General features: G+C 61.4%; 18 protein-coding genes. 10 read left to right on the top strand and 8 right to left on the bottom strand.

Features of this window, described 5'->3' with window-relative positions:
- Window positions 1-42: 42 nt before the first annotated feature.
- Window positions 43-1071 carry a M48 family metalloprotease gene (locus MK6180000_RS11865; protein WP_138934932.1) on the bottom strand — a complete coding sequence of 343 codons (1029 nt, stop codon included), beginning with the start codon at window positions 1069-1071 and terminating at the stop codon, window positions 43-45.
- 426 nt (window positions 1072-1497) lie between these two features.
- Between MK6180000_RS11865 and MK6180000_RS11860 the strand changes: the two genes are divergently transcribed.
- Both MK6180000_RS11860 and MK6180000_RS11855 read left to right on the top strand, forming a co-directional pair.
- Window positions 1498-3543 carry a putative bifunctional diguanylate cyclase/phosphodiesterase gene (locus tag MK6180000_RS11860; protein WP_138934931.1) on the top strand — a complete coding sequence of 682 codons (2046 nt, stop codon included), beginning with the start codon at window positions 1498-1500 and terminating at the stop codon, window positions 3541-3543.
- A 348-nt stretch (window positions 3544-3891) separates the two neighbouring features.
- Complete coding sequence (locus MK6180000_RS11855; protein ID WP_138934930.1) at window positions 3892-4908, top strand: type I glyceraldehyde-3-phosphate dehydrogenase; 1017 nt, start codon at window positions 3892-3894, stop codon at window positions 4906-4908.
- Between the two features lie 4 nt (window positions 4909-4912).
- On the opposite strand, the gene MK6180000_RS11850 is transcribed toward MK6180000_RS11855, so the two are convergent.
- Entirely contained in the window at window positions 4913-5596 is a 684-nt protein-coding gene (locus MK6180000_RS11850; RefSeq protein WP_138934929.1) for a tyrosine-protein phosphatase, read from the bottom strand.
- A 132-nt stretch (window positions 5597-5728) separates the two neighbouring features.
- On the opposite strand from MK6180000_RS11850, the gene MK6180000_RS11845 reads away from it, so the two are divergent.
- On the top strand, window positions 5729-6976 hold the full coding sequence (locus MK6180000_RS11845) for a pyridoxal-phosphate-dependent aminotransferase family protein (protein WP_138934928.1): 1248 nt from the start codon (window positions 5729-5731) through the stop codon (window positions 6974-6976).
- Here MK6180000_RS11845 and MK6180000_RS11840 read toward each other — a convergent pair.
- The 5 genes from MK6180000_RS11840 to smpB form a co-directional block, all read right to left on the bottom strand.
- Complete coding sequence (locus MK6180000_RS11840) at window positions 6973-8079, bottom strand: pyridoxal phosphate-dependent aminotransferase (protein WP_138934927.1); 1107 nt, start codon at window positions 8077-8079, stop codon at window positions 6973-6975. The genes MK6180000_RS11845 and MK6180000_RS11840 overlap by 4 nt on opposite strands.
- Before the next feature lie 52 nt (window positions 8080-8131).
- Window positions 8132-9316: an amino acid aminotransferase gene (locus MK6180000_RS11835; RefSeq protein ID WP_138934926.1), complete on the bottom strand. Its 1185-nt coding sequence runs from the start codon at window positions 9314-9316 to the stop codon at window positions 8132-8134.
- Window position 9317: 1 nt separating this feature from the next.
- Window positions 9318-10175 (bottom strand): 3-mercaptopyruvate sulfurtransferase, encoded by an 858-nt coding sequence (gene sseA / locus MK6180000_RS11830; protein WP_138934925.1) that lies wholly within the window; start codon window positions 10173-10175, stop codon window positions 9318-9320.
- A gap of 66 nt (window positions 10176-10241) precedes the next feature.
- The gene (locus MK6180000_RS11825; RefSeq protein WP_138934924.1) at window positions 10242-10502 is read right to left on the bottom strand and encodes a hypothetical protein; all 261 of its coding nucleotides are present in this window, start codon (window positions 10500-10502) and stop codon (window positions 10242-10244) included.
- Window positions 10502-10978, bottom strand: a complete 477-nt coding sequence (gene smpB / locus MK6180000_RS11820; RefSeq protein WP_138934923.1) for an SsrA-binding protein SmpB — start codon at window positions 10976-10978, stop codon at window positions 10502-10504. Before smpB ends, MK6180000_RS11825 begins: the two co-directional genes overlap by 1 nt.
- 275 nt (window positions 10979-11253) lie before the next feature.
- Here smpB and rpsD point away from each other — a divergent pair, with 275 nt between their 5' ends.
- The 4 genes from rpsD to MK6180000_RS11800 all read left to right on the top strand — a co-directional run bounded on the left by rpsD (window position 11254) and on the right by MK6180000_RS11800 (window position 14921).
- Window positions 11254-11874, top strand: a complete 621-nt coding sequence (rpsD, locus tag MK6180000_RS11815; RefSeq protein ID WP_138934922.1) for a 30S ribosomal protein S4 — start codon at window positions 11254-11256, stop codon at window positions 11872-11874.
- Between the two features lie 121 nt (window positions 11875-11995).
- Complete coding sequence (hisC, locus tag MK6180000_RS11810) at window positions 11996-13081, top strand: histidinol-phosphate transaminase (protein ID WP_138934921.1); 1086 nt, start codon at window positions 11996-11998, stop codon at window positions 13079-13081.
- The gene (locus tag MK6180000_RS11805; protein WP_138934920.1) at window positions 13078-13995 is read left to right on the top strand and encodes a prephenate/arogenate dehydrogenase family protein; all 918 of its coding nucleotides are present in this window, start codon (window positions 13078-13080) and stop codon (window positions 13993-13995) included. Before hisC ends, MK6180000_RS11805 begins: the two co-directional genes overlap by 4 nt.
- Window positions 13992-14921 carry an extensin-like domain-containing protein gene (locus MK6180000_RS11800; protein WP_138934919.1) on the top strand — a complete coding sequence of 310 codons (930 nt, stop codon included), beginning with the start codon at window positions 13992-13994 and terminating at the stop codon, window positions 14919-14921. Before MK6180000_RS11805 ends, MK6180000_RS11800 begins: the two co-directional genes overlap by 4 nt.
- 3 nt (window positions 14922-14924) lie before the next feature.
- Here the strand turns inward: MK6180000_RS11800 and MK6180000_RS11795 are convergent, their stop codons facing one another.
- Entirely contained in the window at window positions 14925-15941 is a 1017-nt protein-coding gene (locus MK6180000_RS11795; RefSeq protein ID WP_138934918.1) for a DUF2125 domain-containing protein, read from the bottom strand.
- Between the two features lie 67 nt (window positions 15942-16008).
- Here MK6180000_RS11795 and MK6180000_RS11790 point away from each other — a divergent pair, with 67 nt between their 5' ends.
- The 3 genes from MK6180000_RS11790 to MK6180000_RS11780 all read left to right on the top strand — a co-directional run bounded on the left by MK6180000_RS11790 (window position 16009) and on the right by MK6180000_RS11780 (window position 19582).
- On the top strand, window positions 16009-16539 hold the full coding sequence (locus MK6180000_RS11790) for a gamma-glutamylcyclotransferase (protein WP_138934917.1): 531 nt from the start codon (window positions 16009-16011) through the stop codon (window positions 16537-16539).
- A gap of 67 nt (window positions 16540-16606) precedes the next feature.
- Window positions 16607-17839, top strand: a complete 1233-nt coding sequence (locus tag MK6180000_RS11785) for a biopolymer transporter ExbB (protein ID WP_138934916.1) — start codon at window positions 16607-16609, stop codon at window positions 17837-17839.
- A 3-nt stretch (window positions 17840-17842) separates the two neighbouring features.
- Entirely contained in the window at window positions 17843-19582 is a 1740-nt protein-coding gene (locus tag MK6180000_RS11780) for a peptidoglycan -binding protein (protein WP_138934915.1), read from the top strand.
- The last annotated feature ends 135 nt before the right edge of the window (window positions 19583-19717 follow it).

Raw genomic sequence — 19717 nt, 5'->3', positions numbered from 1 at the left:
CAGCAAGCGCCGGGCCTTCGGGGGTCCGGCGTTTTGCGTTTGCTAGCCGCCGCAAATCCCCTGAAGGCGCAGCCAGTCGCCATCACTTAGCAAAGCGGGCGGCACCTCGGTTGCAAACGGATCAGCCTCAATCAGGGCCAGCGTGCTTTCGCCTGAAATGTCACGCGCATAAGCGTAGGGCGCAGCGCGGATGGACCATGCCGCGAACCCATCCAGTAGAACGGCGTCGGGCACGGGGGCCGTAGGCGCATCGGCCAGCAGATACTCGGCGTAGCTGCGCAGGGCGTCAGCGCCGGGATCGCCGGTTGTCAGCAGGCGGAACGCGGCGGTAAGGCCCGCATGATCCAGCAGACGGCCCAACGGATCATGCGCGCGGGCGCGCAAACGCTCAGCCACGATATAACCCGCGACGACGTCCGGTTCCTCATAGTCCTCGACCAGCGTGCGATGGATCAGGATTGTGCCGCCGGGCAAAGTGGCCGTGCCGGCGACGCCGCCCCGCACGACGCGCAGAGTGCCCGTACCACGCGTTGCGGGAATACGCTGTGCAAGTCTGGCCAGTGCCGCGACCCCGCCTGGCGCGCGGCAGGGCGGGCCCGTGACAGATTGCATCTCGCGCTCCAGCGCTGCGCCGATCTGGGCGCGTTTGACGGCTGGTACGACGCGCAGCGCATGATCGCGCACCGCACCGGGCAACCAGAAAATCGCCAGCGCGCCGATCGCCACTGCCGAGCCTAGCATCATGCCCAGCCGCAGGCGCCCCGGTTTTGGCCGCTGGCGGGCGATCCCGGTGCGCAACTTCTCGATGGCGTCAATCATCTGGGATTCCGGCTCGGCCAGTTCCAGCGTTTCGCCGACGTCGCCGTCTGGGTGATAGAGTGCGGGGAACTCGCCGGGGTTCGCGCGGTTGATAGCCGGAATCGACCAATGCGTCAGGACGTGGTCGCGCATATCGGTGATAACCAGCGTGGCGTTTCCCATCGAAACGACGACCTCGCTGCGTTGATCGTCGGGGGCCGCGCGCCACAGGCCCGGCGCCTCCAGCCGTTCGTATTCGCTAAGTGCGGTCATCCGTGATTTTGCCCTGCTCTTTTGTCACAGAGCCTAGCATGATGGCGTATGGCGCAGCAACGCTTGGTAAGCCGTGGACGGCGTTGCGGCGAGGTGAGACATGAGTAGTCCCGGCGGGGATAGTCAGAGTCTAAATAGATGGACATGGTTGCATATGGGGTATCGCAATGCCGAAAACCTCGCTCGGACATCCGAAAATTCGCTGAAACGGCGTGCGACTTGCATTGCATCAAATAAATTATTGGATCGTGAGCACAGCTACATCGCGAGCATATCAGAATAATCAAAACCATTTCGTTTCTTCAAACCATTGATTTACTGAAAATTTGCAAAAAAGCAGCCCTAGAAACGCTATCCGCTTTCAACCTCCCATTTACTCCTAATGCGCTAACACCGTTCAAATCTTTGGAATGGTGGGGCAAAGCGATGTATCGAGTTTTCGAATGTATCACTCAGGAACACGATTACTGGCTGGTTGCTGTAGCGGCGTTTGTCTGCATTGCGGGTTCATCCTTGACCGTGTTGACGCTGCGCCGTCTTATCGCTGCAAACGGGCCGCGTAAGAAAGTCCAACTGGGGATGAGCGCCCTCATTACCGGCGCGACGATTTGGTCCACGCATTTCATCGCGATGCTTGCCTACGACCCTGGGGTAGAACACGGGTATGAGCCTGTTTTTACGGGCCTTTCACTGGGTATCGCCGTGGCGGGCGCACTGGCTGCAAACGCGTTTCTTGCGTTCGGAAATGGGCAAAGCAACTACATCTTTGCCGGCGCGGGGTTCGGGCTGACGGTATCGGTAATGCACTACACAGGTATGTCTGCGTACCAATTGCCGGGAGAGGTCATCTGGCATCTCGATACGCTGGTAGCGTCTGTCGCGCTCGGCGTTGGCATCGGCATCGGCAGCTATCATAGGATTATGAAACCCGCGACGCGGTTTTGCTGGTTAGGCGGTGCTGCGCTGATGGTTTTAGCGATTTGCACGATGCATTTCACTGGAATGAGTGCAATTGAAATACGTTTGAATTCGACGTTCGCCGTTCCCCCGCAGCTTTTGTCAGATATGGTTCTGGGTATGCTGATCTTGTCGGTGGTTACGCTCATCCTGTTTATTGGATTTTCAGCGTTTAACATCGAAACCAACCTAGAGCGCGAAGCTGTCGCGCGGCTCGAATACACTGTCCTGCATGACCATTTGACCCAGCTGCCCAACAGGCTTCATCTCAAGCGCAAGCTAGACGAGCTGAGCAAGCGGCTCGCCTCTGACGCAACTGCCAATGTGGCTGTCGTGTCAATCGACCTGGATTTGTTCAAGCAGGTCAACGACGTGCATGGGCATCAGGTCGGGGATCAGGTGCTCAAGGAGGTGTCTCTGCGCTTGAAAAACTGTTTTGGCGAGAACGAGTTTGTTGCGCGCATCGGTGGCGATGAATTCGTCGCGCTTAAAACAGATGTTGAGGATACCGACGACGCAATAGACTTCGCTAATTTGACCTATGGGGCCATCATCCCGACAATTCATGAAGGCAATTGTGCGATCAATATGAGCGCCTCCTTGGGAATCGCGACCAGCATGAATGATGGATCAGATATGAACCAGTTGTTGCAGAAGTCGGATTTGGCGATGTTTCGTGCCAAGCAAGACCCTGATCGAAATATTTGCCAATACGATGCCGACATGGATATGAAATTCCGGGAAAAGAATAACCTTATTCGTGACCTGCGACATGCATCATCAAATGATCAGTTTGAACTCATCTATCAACTTCAAAACGAGGTAAAATCGCGCGAACCTATTGGCTGCGAGGTCCTTTTGCGTTGGTGTCATCCGACCAAAGGGATAATCTCTCCCGATGAGTTTATTCCGATTGCCGAAGAAACCGGCCTTATACAGGACATTGGCCTATGGGTGCTAAGGACCGCGTGCATTGAGGCAGCGTCATGGTCGTCGTCGCTAAAGATTGCCGTCAATGTCGCCCCTCAGCAGCTTTCTCAGCCGACCTTTATAGAGGACCTTTTAGATATCCTCATGGAAAGTCGGCTGCCGCCCGAGCGTTTAGAGCTTGAAATAACCGAGGCTAGCGTCATTCACGACCAGGCCCTTGCGTTAAAAGTTTTGAAAAAAATAAAGGGAATGGGCGTTCGGATAGCAATGGATGACTTTGGCACTGGCTATTCCTCGCTGGCGATGCTGCAGACATTCCCGTTCGACAAGATAAAGATTGATCGCAGCTTCGTGCAGGATCTGCATCTGAACCATCAACGCGCAGCTATTTTTCGTTCGACCTTATCACTTGGTCAGGCATTCGGAATTCCAGTATTGGCCGAAGGTGTTGAAACAGAGGATGAACTGAGTTTCCTGAACGCAGAGGGGTGCACCTTGGTCCAAGGTTTCTACTTCGGCCAGCCGATGAGTTCGGAGGCAATTCGAGGGATTACCACGCCAATTAAAATAAGTCGCGCATCCTGACGTGCCCTATTCGCGATCAGCGAAGGTGTCGTCAGCGGGATCGATATCGGAGGTGGGATATTAGCGGGATGACCTGCAGTTGCTACTTCTTCGCCGCCTCTGTCGAGATTTATTTTGGAAAGGTCTGGCCTCGCGTCCTGATTTGCGCTCCTTTCAATCGGTGACGAACCAAGCAGCTATGCGGACGCTATCATAGTCCAAGGACACGTACCTTCAGCGCGCTTTTATATCTTTGCGCGGTCGTCCGATAGGAATATTGGAAGCAGAAAGACAAACGCGGTGCCATGAGGGTGGCGGTACACCTGCTGATGAGCTAGCGATTGGGCATCACGCATGCGAGGTCGCACGATGCCACAGCCCACGGTTAAGCCAGTCAGGATCGCCATCAACGGATTTGGCAGGATCGGGCGTGCAATATTGCGCATCGTTCTGGCCGGGCGCAGCGATATTGAACTCATCTTGATCAACGAGATCGAGCCGCTTGAGACATGTGCGTATCTCTTTGAGTATGACAGCATCTATGGCACTTGGCAGGGCGAGGTCGCGACCGAACCGGGCGCGCTGATCGTGGCAGGGCGCCGTGTGCCGTTTCATTCTGCATCGGACCTGCGGCAACTTGATCTGAGCGGTGTCGATCTGGTTCTGGAATGCACGGGCATGGCGGGCAAGCGCGCAATGGCCGAGCGCGGCATCGAGGCAGGCGCGCGCGCGGTGCTGGTATCCGGCCCCGCCGCAGAGGCAGACGTGACGCTGGTAATGGGCGCGAACGAAGAGAGCTTGGGCGCGGCGCGCATTGTCTCGAACGGGTCTTGCACGACCAATGCGCTGGCGCCGCTCGCACGCCTGCTGGACGGCGCGTTCGGCATCGTATCAGGGCAGATGACGACTGTGCATTGCTATACCGGCAGCCAGCCGACGGTGGATAAACCACGCGGCGCACTTGAGCGTAGCCGCGCCGCCGCCCTGTCGATGGTGCCGACCACGACAAGCGCGCGCGGCCAGATGGATCTGGTGTTGCCAGCCCTGGCGGGCCGGATCGAGGCGCGCGCAATCCGCGTCCCGACAGCTAGCGTGTCGTGCATCGACCTGACGGTGCAGACCGATATGCCAGTGTCGGTTGATACGGTTAACTCCGTACTGCGGGCTGCGGCTGAGGGCGGTCCTTACGCTGATGTGTTTGGCTGGACGATGCGGCCTTTGGTGTCGTCGGACCTGCGTGCGCGGCCCGAATCAATCATCATGTGCGGGCGAGAGACGTCGGTATCGACCGGCGGCCTGCTGCGGGTGTTCGGCTGGTACGATAACGAGTGGGGGTTTTCCTGCCGCATGTTGGACATGGCGGCGCGGATCGGGGCGCGGCCATAGCACCTTAGAACCAAGGCTTAAAATTCGCTTCGAAATCAGCCTGAACTGCTGCGTTGTCGTACTCGGTCTGAACCCAGTCCTCGAACCCGATTCCTGTCTCGGCTTGGCGCGCCTCATAGAGGTCGAGGATGTAGTCCAGAATTCCTGTGCGCGAGCGTCTGATATGCAGGTACCGCAACGACAGCATCTGCCGGGCCTCATCGACTGGCCGCCCCTCAATCACCATCAGGTAAATGGCTGAGGCGAAGCCGGCGCGATCTGCGCCAGATTTGCAGTGCATAACAAAAGGTTTCTCGATGCTTCGGAACGCATCGATCACTGCCTGTATATCTTCGCGCGGCGCCGCATAGCGCGCATGCAAAGTCACATCGACGAGCGTGAGGCCGAGCGCGGCACAACTTTCCTTCTCTGTCAGGTAGTGGGCCGCCCCGGCAGAGCCGCGCAGATTGAGGATACTCTTGATCCCCATCCGCTTCATCGCGGCAAAGCGTTTGTGCGTCGGATGGTTCGAGCGCCAGACGCCCGGTGCTATCTGAAACTGGTTGGTCCAGACGCCGCGCAGGATCGCGTGGTCGAACCAACGATTATAGATATGCGCGCGGCGACGATTTTCAGGCGTCGACAAGTCGGTATTGTAGGATTGTCGCAGGTCACGCTCCCACGTGGCCAATCGTTTGAAAAGGGGCATGTCGGCCTCGGCGCTACGGCAGGAAGCCTTGGTCTAGTCGTGCGGGCCCTACATGGCAAGCGCAGGGGTGGATTGACGCGCCCGGGAATGGGCGTAGGGTGCCCGCGATACTCAAAAAAATGAGGTTTTTTGATGAGCGGTTCGGGCAGCAGTGGCACACAGAATAGCGCCGCACAAAATAATAGCTCACTTGCAGGCGGACGGTCCTATCTGGCCATTCCTGGCCCCTCGGTTGTGCCCGATGCAGTGCTGAATGCGATGCACCGCGCCTCGCCAAACATCTATGCTGGCGCACTGATCGACATGACAGATACACTGATCCCGGATCTAAAGCGCGTTGCGCGCACGAAGGCCCACGTTGCGATCTACATTGCCAACGGTCACGGCGCGTGGGAGGCGGCATTTGCCAACACGCTGGCACCGGGCGACCGGGTGCTGGCCCTCGCCACGGGCCGCTTCGGTCATGGCTGGGCGGAAATGGCGCACAACATGGGCGCCGAGGTGCAAATGCTGGATTTCGGTCGCACGTCGCCCATCGATCCATCCCGCGTCGAGGAGGCGCTGCGCGCTGATAAAGACCACAATATCAAGGCCGTGTTGGCCACCCATGTCGATACGTCCACCTCCGCGCTTAGCGATATGGCAGCGATCCGCGCCGCTATCGATGCCGCGGGCCATCCAGCGCTGCTGATGGCCGATTGCATCGCCTCGCTGGCCTGCGACCGGTTCGAGATGGACGCATGGGGCGTCGATGTTGTCGTCACTGGCAGCCAGAAGGGGCTGATGATGCCCCCCGGCCTCGGCTTTGTCTTTTTCAATGACAAGGCGGCAGAGGTGCGGCGCAAACTGGACCGCGTCAGCCCTTACTGGGATTGGACGCTGCGCGCGCAACCGGACCAGTTTTATCAGTATTTCTTTGGCACTGCGCCGACCCACCACCTTTATGGTTTGCGCGCCGCGCTCGACATGATCCACGATGAGGGGATCGAGGCAGTTTGGGCGCGCCACGACCGCCTTGCGCGCGCCATCTGGGCCGCGTGCGAGGTGTGGGCCGAAGGGGGCGCGCTGCGCATCAACATGAGTGATCCGTCGCATCGTAGCCGGGCTGTCACGGCCCTGTCGCTACCGGCGCCGGGCGCCAGCGAACTGCGCGCATGGCTTGAGCAGAACGCAGGTATCACGCTGGGCGTCGGTCTGGGGATGGCTGAGCCGGACGATCCGGCGTGGCACGGGTTTTTCCGCATCGGGCATATGGGGCATGTGAACGCGCAAATGGTTTTGGGCGTTCTGGGCAGCATTGAGGCCGGGATGGCCGCGCTGGATATTCCGCGTGGGCAAGGGGCGATTGGCGCCGCTGCGCAGGTTATTGCCAAGGGCTAGGCGTCGGCGTCTGTCAGCGCGCCGGGCAGGGCGGCGGCCAGCCTCTCCAAATCGTCTGCGCGCCCGCAACTGATGCGGATACAGCGATCTTGCGGGGCCACGAACGGCATCCGCACAAAGATGCCACGCGCGATTAACCCCGCCAGCACGGCACGGGCAAAATCACCGTCCTTGCCGCAATCAACCGCAACGAAATTGGTGGCCGAGGGCAGGGCCGTTAGCCCGTTCTCAGTCGCGATGCGCGCTATTGTATCCCGCGCGGTCTGTACTTCGCCCCGGAGAAATTCCAGCCAATCGGCATCGTGATACGCTGCCAGCGCGCCAGCCTGCGCCGCGCGGTTCATGCCGAAATGGTTGCGGATTTTTTCAAACTCCGCGATCAGCGGCTGCGCCCCGATGGCATAGCCGACGCGGGCGCCTGCCATGCCATAGGCCTTGGAAAAGGTGCGCATCCGGATCACACGCGGATCGTCGACACTGACTGGCGCGGCTGTCCCTTCGGGCGCGAATTCTACATAGGCCTCGTCGAGGATCAGCAGGCATCCGTCTGGCAGATGCTCCAGCGCGGCGACGATATCCGCGCCTTTGCACCAACTGCCCATCGGATTGTCGGGGTTGGCGAAATAGATCAGCTTGGCGTTGGTCTCGGAGGCGCGGGCCATCAGGGCGGGCAAATCTTCGCTGTCGCCGCGATAGGCAACCTTGTGGATCGTGCCGCCATAACCGGCCGCGTGATAATTGAACGTCGGATATGCGCCGCCGGAGGTCACCACCGCATCGCCCGGCGCGATCATCATACGCACCAGATAGCCAAGCAGGCCGTCAATTCCCTCACCAACCACGATATTTTCGGGCGTCGCCCGGTGCCGCTGGGCTATCGCCGAACGCAGCTCATAGCTGGACGAATCGGCGTATTGCCAGATCTCAGACGCGGCGGCCTGCATCGCCTCCACCGCGCGGGGCGAGGGGCCGAACGCGTTCTCATTCGCGCCAAGGCGGGCGGTATAACGCGCGCCGCTAAGCCGCTCCTGCACCTCGGGGCCGACGAACGGCACGGTGGCGGGCAGCGATTGGATCAGGGGTGTGGTGCGCGTATGAGGCATGACGCCAGATAACTGTAAGGCGCCGCCGCGCGCAAGGCTTGGAGAGAGGGCCTTAAAGGCCGACCTTGATCATCGCCTTGGCAAGGGCTGGCACGTCGCCCATTCCTAGGCCTGCGATATTGATCCGACCGTCGCCGATGACATAGATCGCGTGATCATCCCGCAGGCTTGCCACCTGTGCCGGGCTGGCACCGATCAGCGAAAACATACCGCGATGGGCCTCAACGAAATCGAACCTGCCGGAGTTTGACCGCCTGCGCAGTTCCTGCGCCAGTGCACCGCGTAGCGACACGATCTGGCTGCGCATCCCGTCCAATTCACCCTGCCAATCGGCCCGCAGGCCCGCATCGTTCAGGACCATTGTAACCAGCCGCGCACCATGATCGGGTGGAAAGGAATAGCTCTGCCGGTTCAGGTGCGTCAGCGCGCCTTGGGCCAGCGGGCGTGAGCCTGCGTCCTGCATAACGGCCAGCAGGATGCCGGTCCGCTCGCGGTAGATGCCAAAGTTTTTGGAACAGCTGGCGGCGATCAGCACCTCAGGGCATGCAGCGCAAACCGCGCGCGTTGCCGCGGCGTCTGCCTCCAGCCCGTCGCCAAATCCCTGGTACGCCAAATCAATCATGGGCACGGCGCCCGCAGAATTAATCACGCGGATCAGCGCCTGCCAGCCTTGCGCGTCCGGGTCGGCGCCAGATGGGTTATGACAGCAGCCATGAAGCAAAACGACGTCGCCCTCGCGCAACTCCGCGAGATCGCTCAGCATGCCGGGGGCGTCGACATCATGCGTGGCGGGGTCAAAGTAGCGAAATGGAACCGTCTCGATCCCCAGATAGCTGAGGATACTCAGGTGGTTACCCCATGTCGGATCGGTGACGAACACCCGCACGCCGGGCCGCGCCATGCGCAGCAATTCAAATCCTTGCCGCACTGCGCCTGTGCCGCCGGGGGTGGCGATCGCCGCGACGCGGCCTGCCTCGAAATCATCACCTAATATCAGCCGCCGCATCGCCGCAAGATACTCCGGCTCGCCGGGAAGCGCGGTGTAGCTCTTGGTCGTCTCGGCCTCCCACAGCAGACGCTCGGCCCGCTTGACCGCGCGCATGATAGGCGTCGCGCCGGTGGCATCCTTATAGACGCCAACGCCAAGGTCGATCTTGCCCGGGCGCGGATCGCTGCGTAGTTGTTCCTTGATCCTGAGGATGCCATCGGCGGAAAAGGCGGGCAGGCGGCCCAGCATATCAGGCCTCGCCTGTGGCCACTGGCACGGTGGGAAAGGCACCCCACTCGGCCCATGATCCATCATACAGCGCGTTATTCACGTTACCGATCCGCGCCAGCGCCAAATTGATAACCGCCGCAGTGATGCCAGATCCGCAGGTCGTGATGACCGGCTTGCTGAGGTCCACGCCGGCGGTATCAAAGATCGCTCGCAAGGCGTCAGGCGCCTTCATCGTGCCGTCCTCGTTCAGCAGATCGGTATAGGGTACATTTTGCGACCCGGGAATATGACCGGCGCGCAACCCCTCGCGCGGCTCTGGTGCCTCACCGCGAAAACGGGCGGCGGAACGGGCGTCCAAAATAGTGTGATCGCCCAGCTTTGACGCGGCCGAGACCTGGGTCACATCCTTGACCATTTGGTTCTGCCGCCGCACCGTCATATGACGGTCGCGCACGATGGGGGCCATATCCTCAATCGGGCGTCCCTCGGCCTGCCATTTGGGCAGGCCGCCGTCCAGCACCGCAATATCGCTCTGGCCCATCAGGCGAAACAGCCACCACACGCGTGCCGCGGAAAACAGACCATGTGTGTCATAGACCACCACCTGATGCCCGTCTCCGACGCCTAGGCTGCGCATCCGCGACATGAATTTTTCGGTTGTGGGCGCCATATGCGGCAGATCCGACCGGTGATCGCTGACTTCGTCTATGTCGAAAAATCGTGCGCCCGGAATATGCGCCGCGCCATACTCGGCACGTGCATCGCGCCCTGCGCCGGGCAGGAACGCAGTCGCATCCAGAATACGCAGATCCGGATCCTTCAGATGCGCGCCCAGCCACTCGGTCGAGACCAGAATTCTTGGATCGTCCTCAGCCATGATCGGCTCCCGTTTTGCTACTTGCCTGAATTATTAGCGCCGCCGCCTAGTGGCGACAAGGGCGCGTTACCGCCTGAGCCGCGTTCGCAGGATCGCGGCCAGCGCCAGCAAGGCGCCGCCTCCGATCATGCCGCCCGCCAGATGCCACATCGCCAGCGGCCCGGCCTTTTCCCCCGGCCCGATCAGCGCCAGCACCTGCCACGCACCCGCGCCGCCAAGGATTCCCAGCACAGTTGCGATCCAGACGCCCGGCGTCGACCCTCGCAAGACCCAGCGCACCACAACTGCGCCCACCGCACCGCAGAACATCGCGATGAGCAGTTCCATCAGCGGTGATCCTTTAGAAGGCGCTGCTTTTGCCGCCCCCAGTCCCGCTTGGCGTCACTCTCGCGTTTGTCGTGGTTCTTCTTACCCTTGGCGATGCCGATCTTCAGCTTGGCCAATCCGCGATGATTGAAATACAGCACCAGCGGCACCAGCGTCATGCCCTTGCGCTGCGTGTCGGACCACAGCCGCGCCATTTCCTTTCGCGACACCAGCAGCTTGCGCCGCCGCTTCTCGTCATGGCCAAATGTCTTGGCTTGCTTGTAGGGTGCGACGTAGCTGTTCACCAACCACAGCTCGCCATCTTCCACGGATGCATAGCTCTCGGCGATGTTCGAGCCGCCCTCGCGCAGGGATTTGACCTCGGACCCCTCAAGAATGATCCCGCATTCTATATCGTCCTCGATCGCGTAATCATACCGCGCGCGCCGGTTTTCGGCGACCACCTTGTAATTCTTGTTCTCATCAGTCTTTGCCATGCAGGCGATCTAATCACGCCCTGCGCCCAAGTCCAGTCATAGAGGGCGCCCCCCGGCTTTCTTCTTGCTGGAAAAATCCCCGCCCATTGCCGGCAGGCGGACACTTCCGCCGAGAGGGGAGGCATGAAATCTCTTTTGGCGCAGCGCCCGTTGACTCTGGCCGGGCCGCAGGTATAAGCGCGGCTTCATTGGTGTTGGTGGCCCTCGCAAGGGGATGCCTGTCGGGAGCGATCCAAAGGACAACGCCCTTCGCAAACTAAAGAAGGAGATCAGCCGTGACCAAACGCACGTCTGCCAAGTACAAACTAGACCGCCGCATGGGCGAAAACATTTGGGGCCGCCCCAAATCACCAGTAAATCGCCGTGAATACGGCCCCGGCCAGCACGGCCAGCGCCGCAAGGCCAAGATTTCTGATTTCGGCCTTCAGTTGCGCGCCAAGCAAAAGCTCAAGGGCCACTACGGTGACCTGACCGAAAAGCAATTCAAGCGCGTCTACATCGAGGCCGCCCGCGTTAAGGGTGACACCGGCGAGAACCTGATCGGCCTGCTCGAGCGCCGTCTTGATGCCGTCGTTTACCGCGCCAAGTTCGTGCCGACAGTGTTCGCCGCGCGCCAGTTCGTGAATCACGGCCATGTCATGGTCAACGGCCGCCGCGTCAACATTCCGTCCTACCGAGTCAAAGAGGGCGACGTAATCGAAGTGCGCGAGCAGTCCAAGCAGCTTGCCGTCCTTCTGGAGGCCACCCAACTGGCCGAGCGCGACGTGCCCGATTACATCGACGCTGACCACTCAAAGATGAAGGCGACATTCGTGCGCACACCCGGCCTCAGCGATGTGCCCTACGCCGTCGTAATGGAGCCGAACCTGGTTATCGAATTCTACGCGCAGAACTAAAGAGTTCTGCACATTTGCCACAGGGCAGGGGCCGCGCCGGGAAACCGGGGCGGCCTTTTTCATTGGTGCTGGTCATCGCGCGGCACGGTGGCTAGAACGGGCGCTGTTGGAGGGGGGGCTCATGAGCAACATCACACCGCAGTCGGGTATTCTGGACATCACGCCATATCAGGGCGGGACGGCACATGTGCCGGGCATCTCTAACGCGGTCAAACTCAGCTCCAATGAAAACCCATTTGGTCCCAGCGACGCCGCCAAAGAGGCGTTTCGCAAGGCGTCCTTTACTCTGCACCGCTATCCGGCCTCCGATCACGCCGCCCTGCGGCGCGCCATTGCCGAGCATCACGGGCTGGACCCCGAACGCATTATTTGCGGCAATGGCAGCGACGAGATTATCGCGTTCCTGTGCCAGGCCTACGCCGGGCCGGGCGACGAGGTGATCCATACCGAACACGGCTTTGGCATGTACCGCATCAGCACGCTGGCCAACGGCGCGTCCCCGGTCGAGGTGCGTGAGCGCGAGCGCGTCACCGATGTCGATGCCATCCTCGCTGCCTGCAATGGTGCCACCAAGCTTGTATTTATCGCTAACCCGAACAATCCCACCGGCACCATGATCGGCGAGGGCGAGATTGCGCGCCTTGCCAGTGGCTTGCCGGATCATGTTCTGCTGGTGCTGGACGGTGCCTACGCCGAATATGTCGAGGGTTATGATGGTGGCTCAGCCTTGGTTGAGGCGCGCCAGAACGTCGTGATGACACGCACTTTTTCAAAGCTATATGGCCTTGGCGGTCTGCGCATCGGCTGGGCCTACGGCCCTGAGCATGTGATAAGCGTGCTAGGCCGCGTGCGCGGCCCGTTCAACCTTAGCTCCGCCGCACAAGCAGCCGCTGAGGCCGCAATACGCGATACCGCATGGGCCGATAAGTGCCGCGTGGACAATGCCCGCTGGCGCGGATGGCTGGCCGAGGCGCTGGCCGAGCATGGAGTGCCGTCTGACACGTCGCTCGCGAATTTCATCCTCGCCCGTTTCGCCAATCAGGCCGAGGCCGAGGCCTGCGACGACCATCTGAAATCCGAAGGCCTGATCGTGCGCCGCGTTGCGGGCTATAACCTGCCAAATTGCCTGCGCATCACCGTCGGCGACGAGGCCAGCTGCCGCCGCGTTGCGCACGCAGTGGGGCAATTCATGGCCACCGCGCGATGAGCGTCATCTACAACCGCGTCGCGCTGATCGGGCTTGGTCTCATTGCCGGGTCCATGGCGCTGGCGATGCGGCGGGCCGGGCTGGCTCGCGAAATTGTGGGGTATTCGCGGTCTGAGGGGACACGCGATGTTGCGCGCGAAATCGGTCTTTGCGACCGGATCGAGGATAGCGCTGCCGCCGCAGTCGAGGGCGCGGATCTGGTGGTGCTGTGCGTTCCCGTCGGCGCGATGGGCGCCGTCGCCGCCGAGATTGCCCCCTACCTAAAGCCGGGCGCGACGGTCAGCGATGTTGGGTCGGTCAAGCGGGCGGTTATTGACGCGGTTGCGCCGCACCTGCCGGACAACGTGCATTTCGTCCCCGCGCATCCGCTGGCTGGCACAGAACATTCGGGGCCGCGCTCCGGCTATGCCGAGCTGTTTGACAATCGCTGGTGCCTGATCGTACCGCAGGAGGGCGCAGACCGCACTGCTGTCGACCTAGTCGAGGCGCTGTGGCAGGGCATGGGCGCACTAACCGACGAGATGGACGCGGACCATCACGATCTGGTGCTGGCCGTTACCAGCCATGCACCCCACCTGATTGCTTACACGATGGTCGGCGTGGCCGACGATCTGGGCCGTGTCACGGATACCGAAGTTATCAAGTATTCCGCCGCCGGTTTCCGCGACTTTACCCGCATCGCGGCGAGCGATCCGACGATGTGGCGCGATGTTTTTCTGAATAATCGTGAGGCGACGCTGGAAATCCTCGGCCGCTTTACCGAAGAGCTGTTTGCACTGCAACGCGCGATCCGCACTGGCGATGGCGACCACCTGCACGAGTATTTCACACGCACCCGCGCGATTCGGCGCGGTATTATCGACGCGGGCCAGGACACCGATGCGCCTGATTTTGGCCGGGCACGCGGCGGATGAGGCGGGCTGCGATCACCGCCGTCTTGATCGCCGCCACAAGCGCCGCCATGGCTGGCGCACCAGCGATTTCTCTGCGTCCCGTCGCGCGACCTGATGCGCCTGCAACCGTGCAGACGCCCTTGCGGGCCTCCTCGCCTGTCCTTCTCACGCGACCACTATCGCGGCCGAATGAATTGGCAGCCGCCCTGCCTGCGGAGCCAACCCCCTCTTTGACCTTTGAGACGGGCAGCCCGGCGGGCGGCGATCAGACCGACGATCGCCGCGAGGACATTGCGCCGCCCGTCAATCAAGGCGCGACAGTGGTCACCCAAGAGCGCGGTGGCCTTTTGGCCTCGCTTCGCCCGCTTTTGCGCCCGCTCGCTATTGGGCGCGAGGCAAGCAAGCGCAAAGAGGCGCGTGCGCGCGGGATGGTCTGCGGTGATCCTGCAATTCAGGGCGAAGAAATCGGCCGCGTACCGGGCCGCATCACCGGCTGCGGCGTCGACGGCGCAGTCAAGGTGCGCAGCATCGCGGGTGTCGCCCTTAGCCAGCACGCCACAATGGATTGCGGGCAGGCGCGGGCTATGAAGTCGTGGCTCGACAAGGGGATGAAGCCCGCCGTGCGCGGCTATGGCGGCGGCGTGGCGCAACTGCGCATTGCCGCGCATTACGCCTGCCGGACGCGTAACAACCAGCGCGGCGGCAAAATATCCGAGCATGGCAAGGGCCGCGCCATCGACATAGCCGGATTCCAGTTGCGGGACGGGCGCACGATCTCCGTCCTCAATGATTGGGGCGAAGGGAAAAAGGGGCGCATTCTCAGCCGGATGCACCGTTCGGCTTGCGGCCCGTTTGGCACCGTGCTCGGGCCGGACGCGAACAAGTTTCACCGCGATCATTTTCACTTTGATACCGCGCGATATCGCAGTGGTAGCTATTGCCGTTAGGCGCTACTGCAACCGCAAAATCGGCGCGTCTCCGATAGGCAGCGGGCCAAGCCATATCCGTCCACCTTCAAACCGTAGCGGTACTTCCAACGTCTTGCCATTACCCGAACCGCTCGCGACCAGGCCCAATGCGTTTTCGGCCATCGTGGCCGCATCTGGTGTCAGCGCGCCTGCGCGCTCGGCCAGCGCCAGCATTTCGCGCCAGTTGCGTGCCTTGACAGTAATAGTGCCAGTGGGAAATCCTTGCGGGTCGACATCCAGTGTGCCGGACCCCTCCAGGGTCATAACGCCCCAGGATGCTGCGACGCGCTTCATTTCAATATGGGTTGGTTGCGGGCGGGCGTTCTCGATCGCTAAACGGTCCCATGGGGCGCTGAAATCTACCGTGATATCGGCGTTGAGCGTGTCGAGCACGCGGGGCAGGGTGCCCTCGGGGTCGACCAGCGCGAGGCGACTTGCGGCCGGTGCCACACCTTCGGCCGCGAGCCCCAGATGATAGCGCGCGTCGCCGGTGTCCGGGGCATCGTCCAACCGTTCGGCCGCGAGCCGCAACGCTTCGACTGCGGCGGCGTCGCCGCCTGCCTCTGGCGTCCATGCGAGACCCTCGGCTGTCATGGTCGCGCGTTTGAGCGCCACCGCGGTGCTGGCCTCAACCACCAGCGACGCACGCATGTCGCGGCTGGCCAACGTATAGGTGCCTTCCGGGCTGGTGATGCGCTGCTCATGCGGCCAAACGGCGATGACGTGATTGGGCGTATAGCTCAGCGTCAGTAATTGGAAAAAAGGTGCCTCCCAGCCAAGTCCAGATACGGGGTCCGACAGTCTTAGATCGGTAAGCGTGGTATCGAACCGGCTGGGAAAGCCTTGCACCGATAGATCCGAATACTCCGCCAGCCACCCTTCGGATTGCCGCGCGTCAAACCATGCCGTGATGCCGGATTTGACCGCCGTGGACCCAATGAACCAATACCCAGCCCATGCCGCCGCCAGCGCCAGACAGATTGCCAGCAATATTCGCATGATCCAAACCCTTTCGCGACCGCCCACAATCGTGTTTATAGGGCGAAACGGCGTGAGGAACAGAACTATGACGATGTGGGTATTCGGCTACGGCTCGCTGGTTTGGAACCCCGGTTTTGAAGTATCGCACCAGATGATCGCGACTCTACCGGGCTACGCGCGCAGCTTTTGCATGCGCTCGATCCACCATCGCGGCACGAGCAAGGCGCCGGGCCTCGTGCTGGCGCTTGATGAGAGTCAAACGGCCAGTTGCCAAGGCGTCGCGCTTGCCGTTGCAGGCGGGAAGGAGGCCGAGACGCTGGAATACCTGCGCGAGCGGGAACTGATCTCATCGGCGTATCTGGAGCGGGATCTGGACATCCGGCTGGACGACGGGCGCAACGTGCGCGCAGTGACCTACGTGATTGATCCGCATCATGTGCAGTATTGCGGTGGATTGCCACTAGAAGAGCAGGCCCGCATCATTGCGCATGCCATCGGCGGGCTTGGCCCGAATACCGAATACCTCTACAACACAGCCGACCATTTGGCCCAATTGGGCATCGCCGATAGTGACCTGGAATGGCTGTCCGGTCGCGTACGGAGACTATGCGCTTAACGCCTTGGCTTGGCCCGGCGATACAGCTACGGTGCGGCTGAGTAAAACAAGTGTCGGGAGCGTCCGAATGGGGCAGCCGGACCGCGAGGTCAACACGCATTTTTCGCAGCCGTGGCGGCAGATCGTCATCATGTTCTCGGTGCTGGGCCTTGCGGCCTTCGGTGCCTTCATGGCGCTGCCGCGTGTCCTGCCTGTATTTCAGGCCAATCCTTACCTAAACGGCTTTATCTTCTTCGTCTTTTTGATCGGCGTTGTGGCGTGTTTCTGGCAGGTGTTCCAGCTTATCGGCTCGGTCCGCTGGCTTGAGAGTTTCGCAGGAGAGCGTCCGGGTGATGAGGCGACCAAGCCGCCGCTATTGCTGGGACCTATTGCCACTCTCTTGCGCCAGCGCGGGACGCGGATGCAGATCTCGCAATCGTCGGCCCGCTCAATCCAGGATATGGTTGCGCAGCGCATCGACGAGGCGCGCGAGATTACGCGCTATATCGTCAACGTGCTGATTTTCTTGGGACTTTTGGGCACGTTCTATGGCCTTGCCACGACTGTTCCGGCGCTCGTCGAGACGATCAAGGGGCTTGCCCCGCAAGAGGGTGAGGCCGGCACCGAGGTATTTACCCGCCTCATGACGGGCCTTCAGTCCCAATTGGGCGGGATGGGCGTCGCCTTTGCCTCGTCGCTCCTTGGTCTGGCTGGGTCACTGATTGTGGGCCTGTTGGAGCTGTTCGCCGGCCATGGTCAGAACCGGTTCTACCGCGAGCTGGAAGAGTGGATGTCTACCATTACGCGCGTCGGATTTGCCAGTGCTGACGAGGGTAGCACCGAACAGGCGCTGCTAACTGGCATCATCGACCAGATGACCGAGCAGATGGAATCCTTGCAACAAATGCTGACACAATCGGACATCAGCCGCGCGGCGGCGGATGAGCAGATGGTGGCACTGGCGGGAGCTGTCGGGCGGCTGGCTGACGGGATGCACGACGATGGCAGCAACGCCGCCGCGCTGGGCCGCGTCGCCGACGGGCAGGAGCGTCTGATCGACGCGCTTGAGGCGCGCGCGGCACCTGCTCAAGACACCGGGCTGGACGCCGAAAGCCGCATGCGCCTGCGCTCCATCGACGTGCAGATGTTGCGCATCCTTGAGGAAATCAGCGCCGGCAGACAGGAAAGCATGAGCGAACTGCGTACCGATCTAGCTGGGCTGAAGGCCGCAATACATGGTGGGCGCGTCGCCCGGCGCAGCTATCGTGCGGCGCCCGGTATCGCGACTGGCGGCGGCGATCCTTCGGAGCAGGAGGGCTAGGCCATGGCTCTGTCGCGCCGCACCGGGCACCGCTTTCAGGCCTCGATCTGGCCGGGCTTTGTTGACGCGATGACAGGCCTGTTGCTGGTCCTGATGTTTGTCCTGACGATCTTTATGGTCGTGCAATTTTCGCTTCGCGAGACGATTACCGGCCAAGAGACCGAATTGGATACGCTGTCGGCCGAGGTCGCTGCGCTGTCCCGCGCGCTGGGTATGGAGCAGGACCGAAGCGCCACGCTGGAGGAGCGCGTCGGCGCGTTAACCACGACGTTGACCAACGCGCGCCAGCGGCAAGAAGAGCAGACGGCTTTAATTTCCTCGCTGACCGCCGATAACGCCGCCGCAGATGCCCGCATCGCCAGCTTTGAGCAGCAGGTCGCGGGCCTTTTAGCCGAACGCGATACTGCGCTTGGGCAGGCCCGCGATCTGGAGGATGCGCGCGATACGCTTCTGTCGGAAAAAGAGGCGCTGCAGCTGGCGTTGGCAGGTCTGCGCGATGAGGTGGACGCCGAGGCCGAGGCCGCGCGATTAGCAGCGGCGCAGCGTGATGCCCTGGAGGCGCTAGCCGCCGACCTGCGCGCCGAGGCGGGCGAGAGGGAAACGCAACTGAACGATGCCGAGGCCGCACGCCTCGCCCAAGCCGCTGCTGCCGAGGCGCTCCGCGAAAAGTTGTCGAATTCGCAGTCGGAACTAACCGCCATGACCCTCGCGCTCGAAGAGCAGCGTCGCCGCGCGGAAGAGACGCTGACCCTGTTGGCAGCAGCGCGCCAAGGCAGCGACGATCTGGAGGCCGAATTGGCGGCCGCCCTTGTCAATCAGCAGAGTGACGGGGACGAAATCGCGGCTTTGGAGGCCGCGCTGGCCGCCGTCAAGGCGGAGCAGCAACTGACCGAAGCAGATGTACGCGCCAAGCTGGCTGCCGCCCTCGCCGCTAAACTGGCCGCGGAGGACGCGGCAAACACCCAGATGACCGCCGCAGAAGAGCGCGCGGCCCTCCTGAGTGAGGCACGCAAATCGCTGAGCACACAGACCGCCAAGACCGAAAAGGCCGAGCGCGCGCAGGAGGTTCTGAACCAACAAGTCGCCGCATTGCGCGATCAACTGGGTCAGTTGCAGGCGCTGCTGGACGATTCCAAGGCGCGCGAGGCCGCCAGCGACGTGCAGATGCAGTCGCTGGGGCAAGATTTGAACGCCGCATTGGCCCGCGTCGCCGCCGAGGAAAAGCGCCGTAGACAGGCTGAGGAAGATAAGAACAAGTTGCTTGAGGCTGAAAAGCAGGACCTTGAAAAGTACCGCTCAGATTTTTTTGGGCGGATGCGCGACTTGCTTGGTAATCAGGAGGGCGTGCGGATCGTGGGCGATCGCTTCGTCTTTAGCTCCGAGGTGCTGTTTGAGCCGGGACAGGCAACACTGTCGAGCACTGGTAAGAACGAGATTGCAAAGGTGGCTGAGATCTTGCGCAAGATTGTGGGTGATATCCCCGACGAAATCGATTGGGTGATCCGCGTTGACGGGCATACCGATGACGTGCCGATCGTCGGCTCGGCCGCTTTTGCCGACAATTGGGAGCTTAGCCAAGCGCGGGCGCTGTCGGTCGTGCGTTATATGATTGATTTTCTGGGCCTGCCACCAGATCGCTTGGCCGCAAACGGCTTTGGCCAGTATCAGCCAATTGCGAGTGGCAGCAGCCCCGAGGCGCGTGCGCAGAACCGGCGGATCGAGCTGAAATTTACCGAAAAATAAAAGAAGCGGCGGCGTGATCTGGCAAAGATCACTTTGTTGAAATGTCGTCTTTGCGCAGGATCCATCGACGCGTCACTGCGAAGCCTTACTGCGCGTTTTGTCCGTTGTCCGAAGCGATGAATTTGCGATTTCGCG

Source organism: Roseovarius arcticus, assembly GCF_006125015.1.
Classification (GTDB): Bacteria; Pseudomonadota; Alphaproteobacteria; order Rhodobacterales; family Rhodobacteraceae; genus Roseovarius; species Roseovarius arcticus.
Note: the sequence above shows the minus strand (reverse complement) of the source record. Positions and strands in the feature narration are given on the sequence as shown.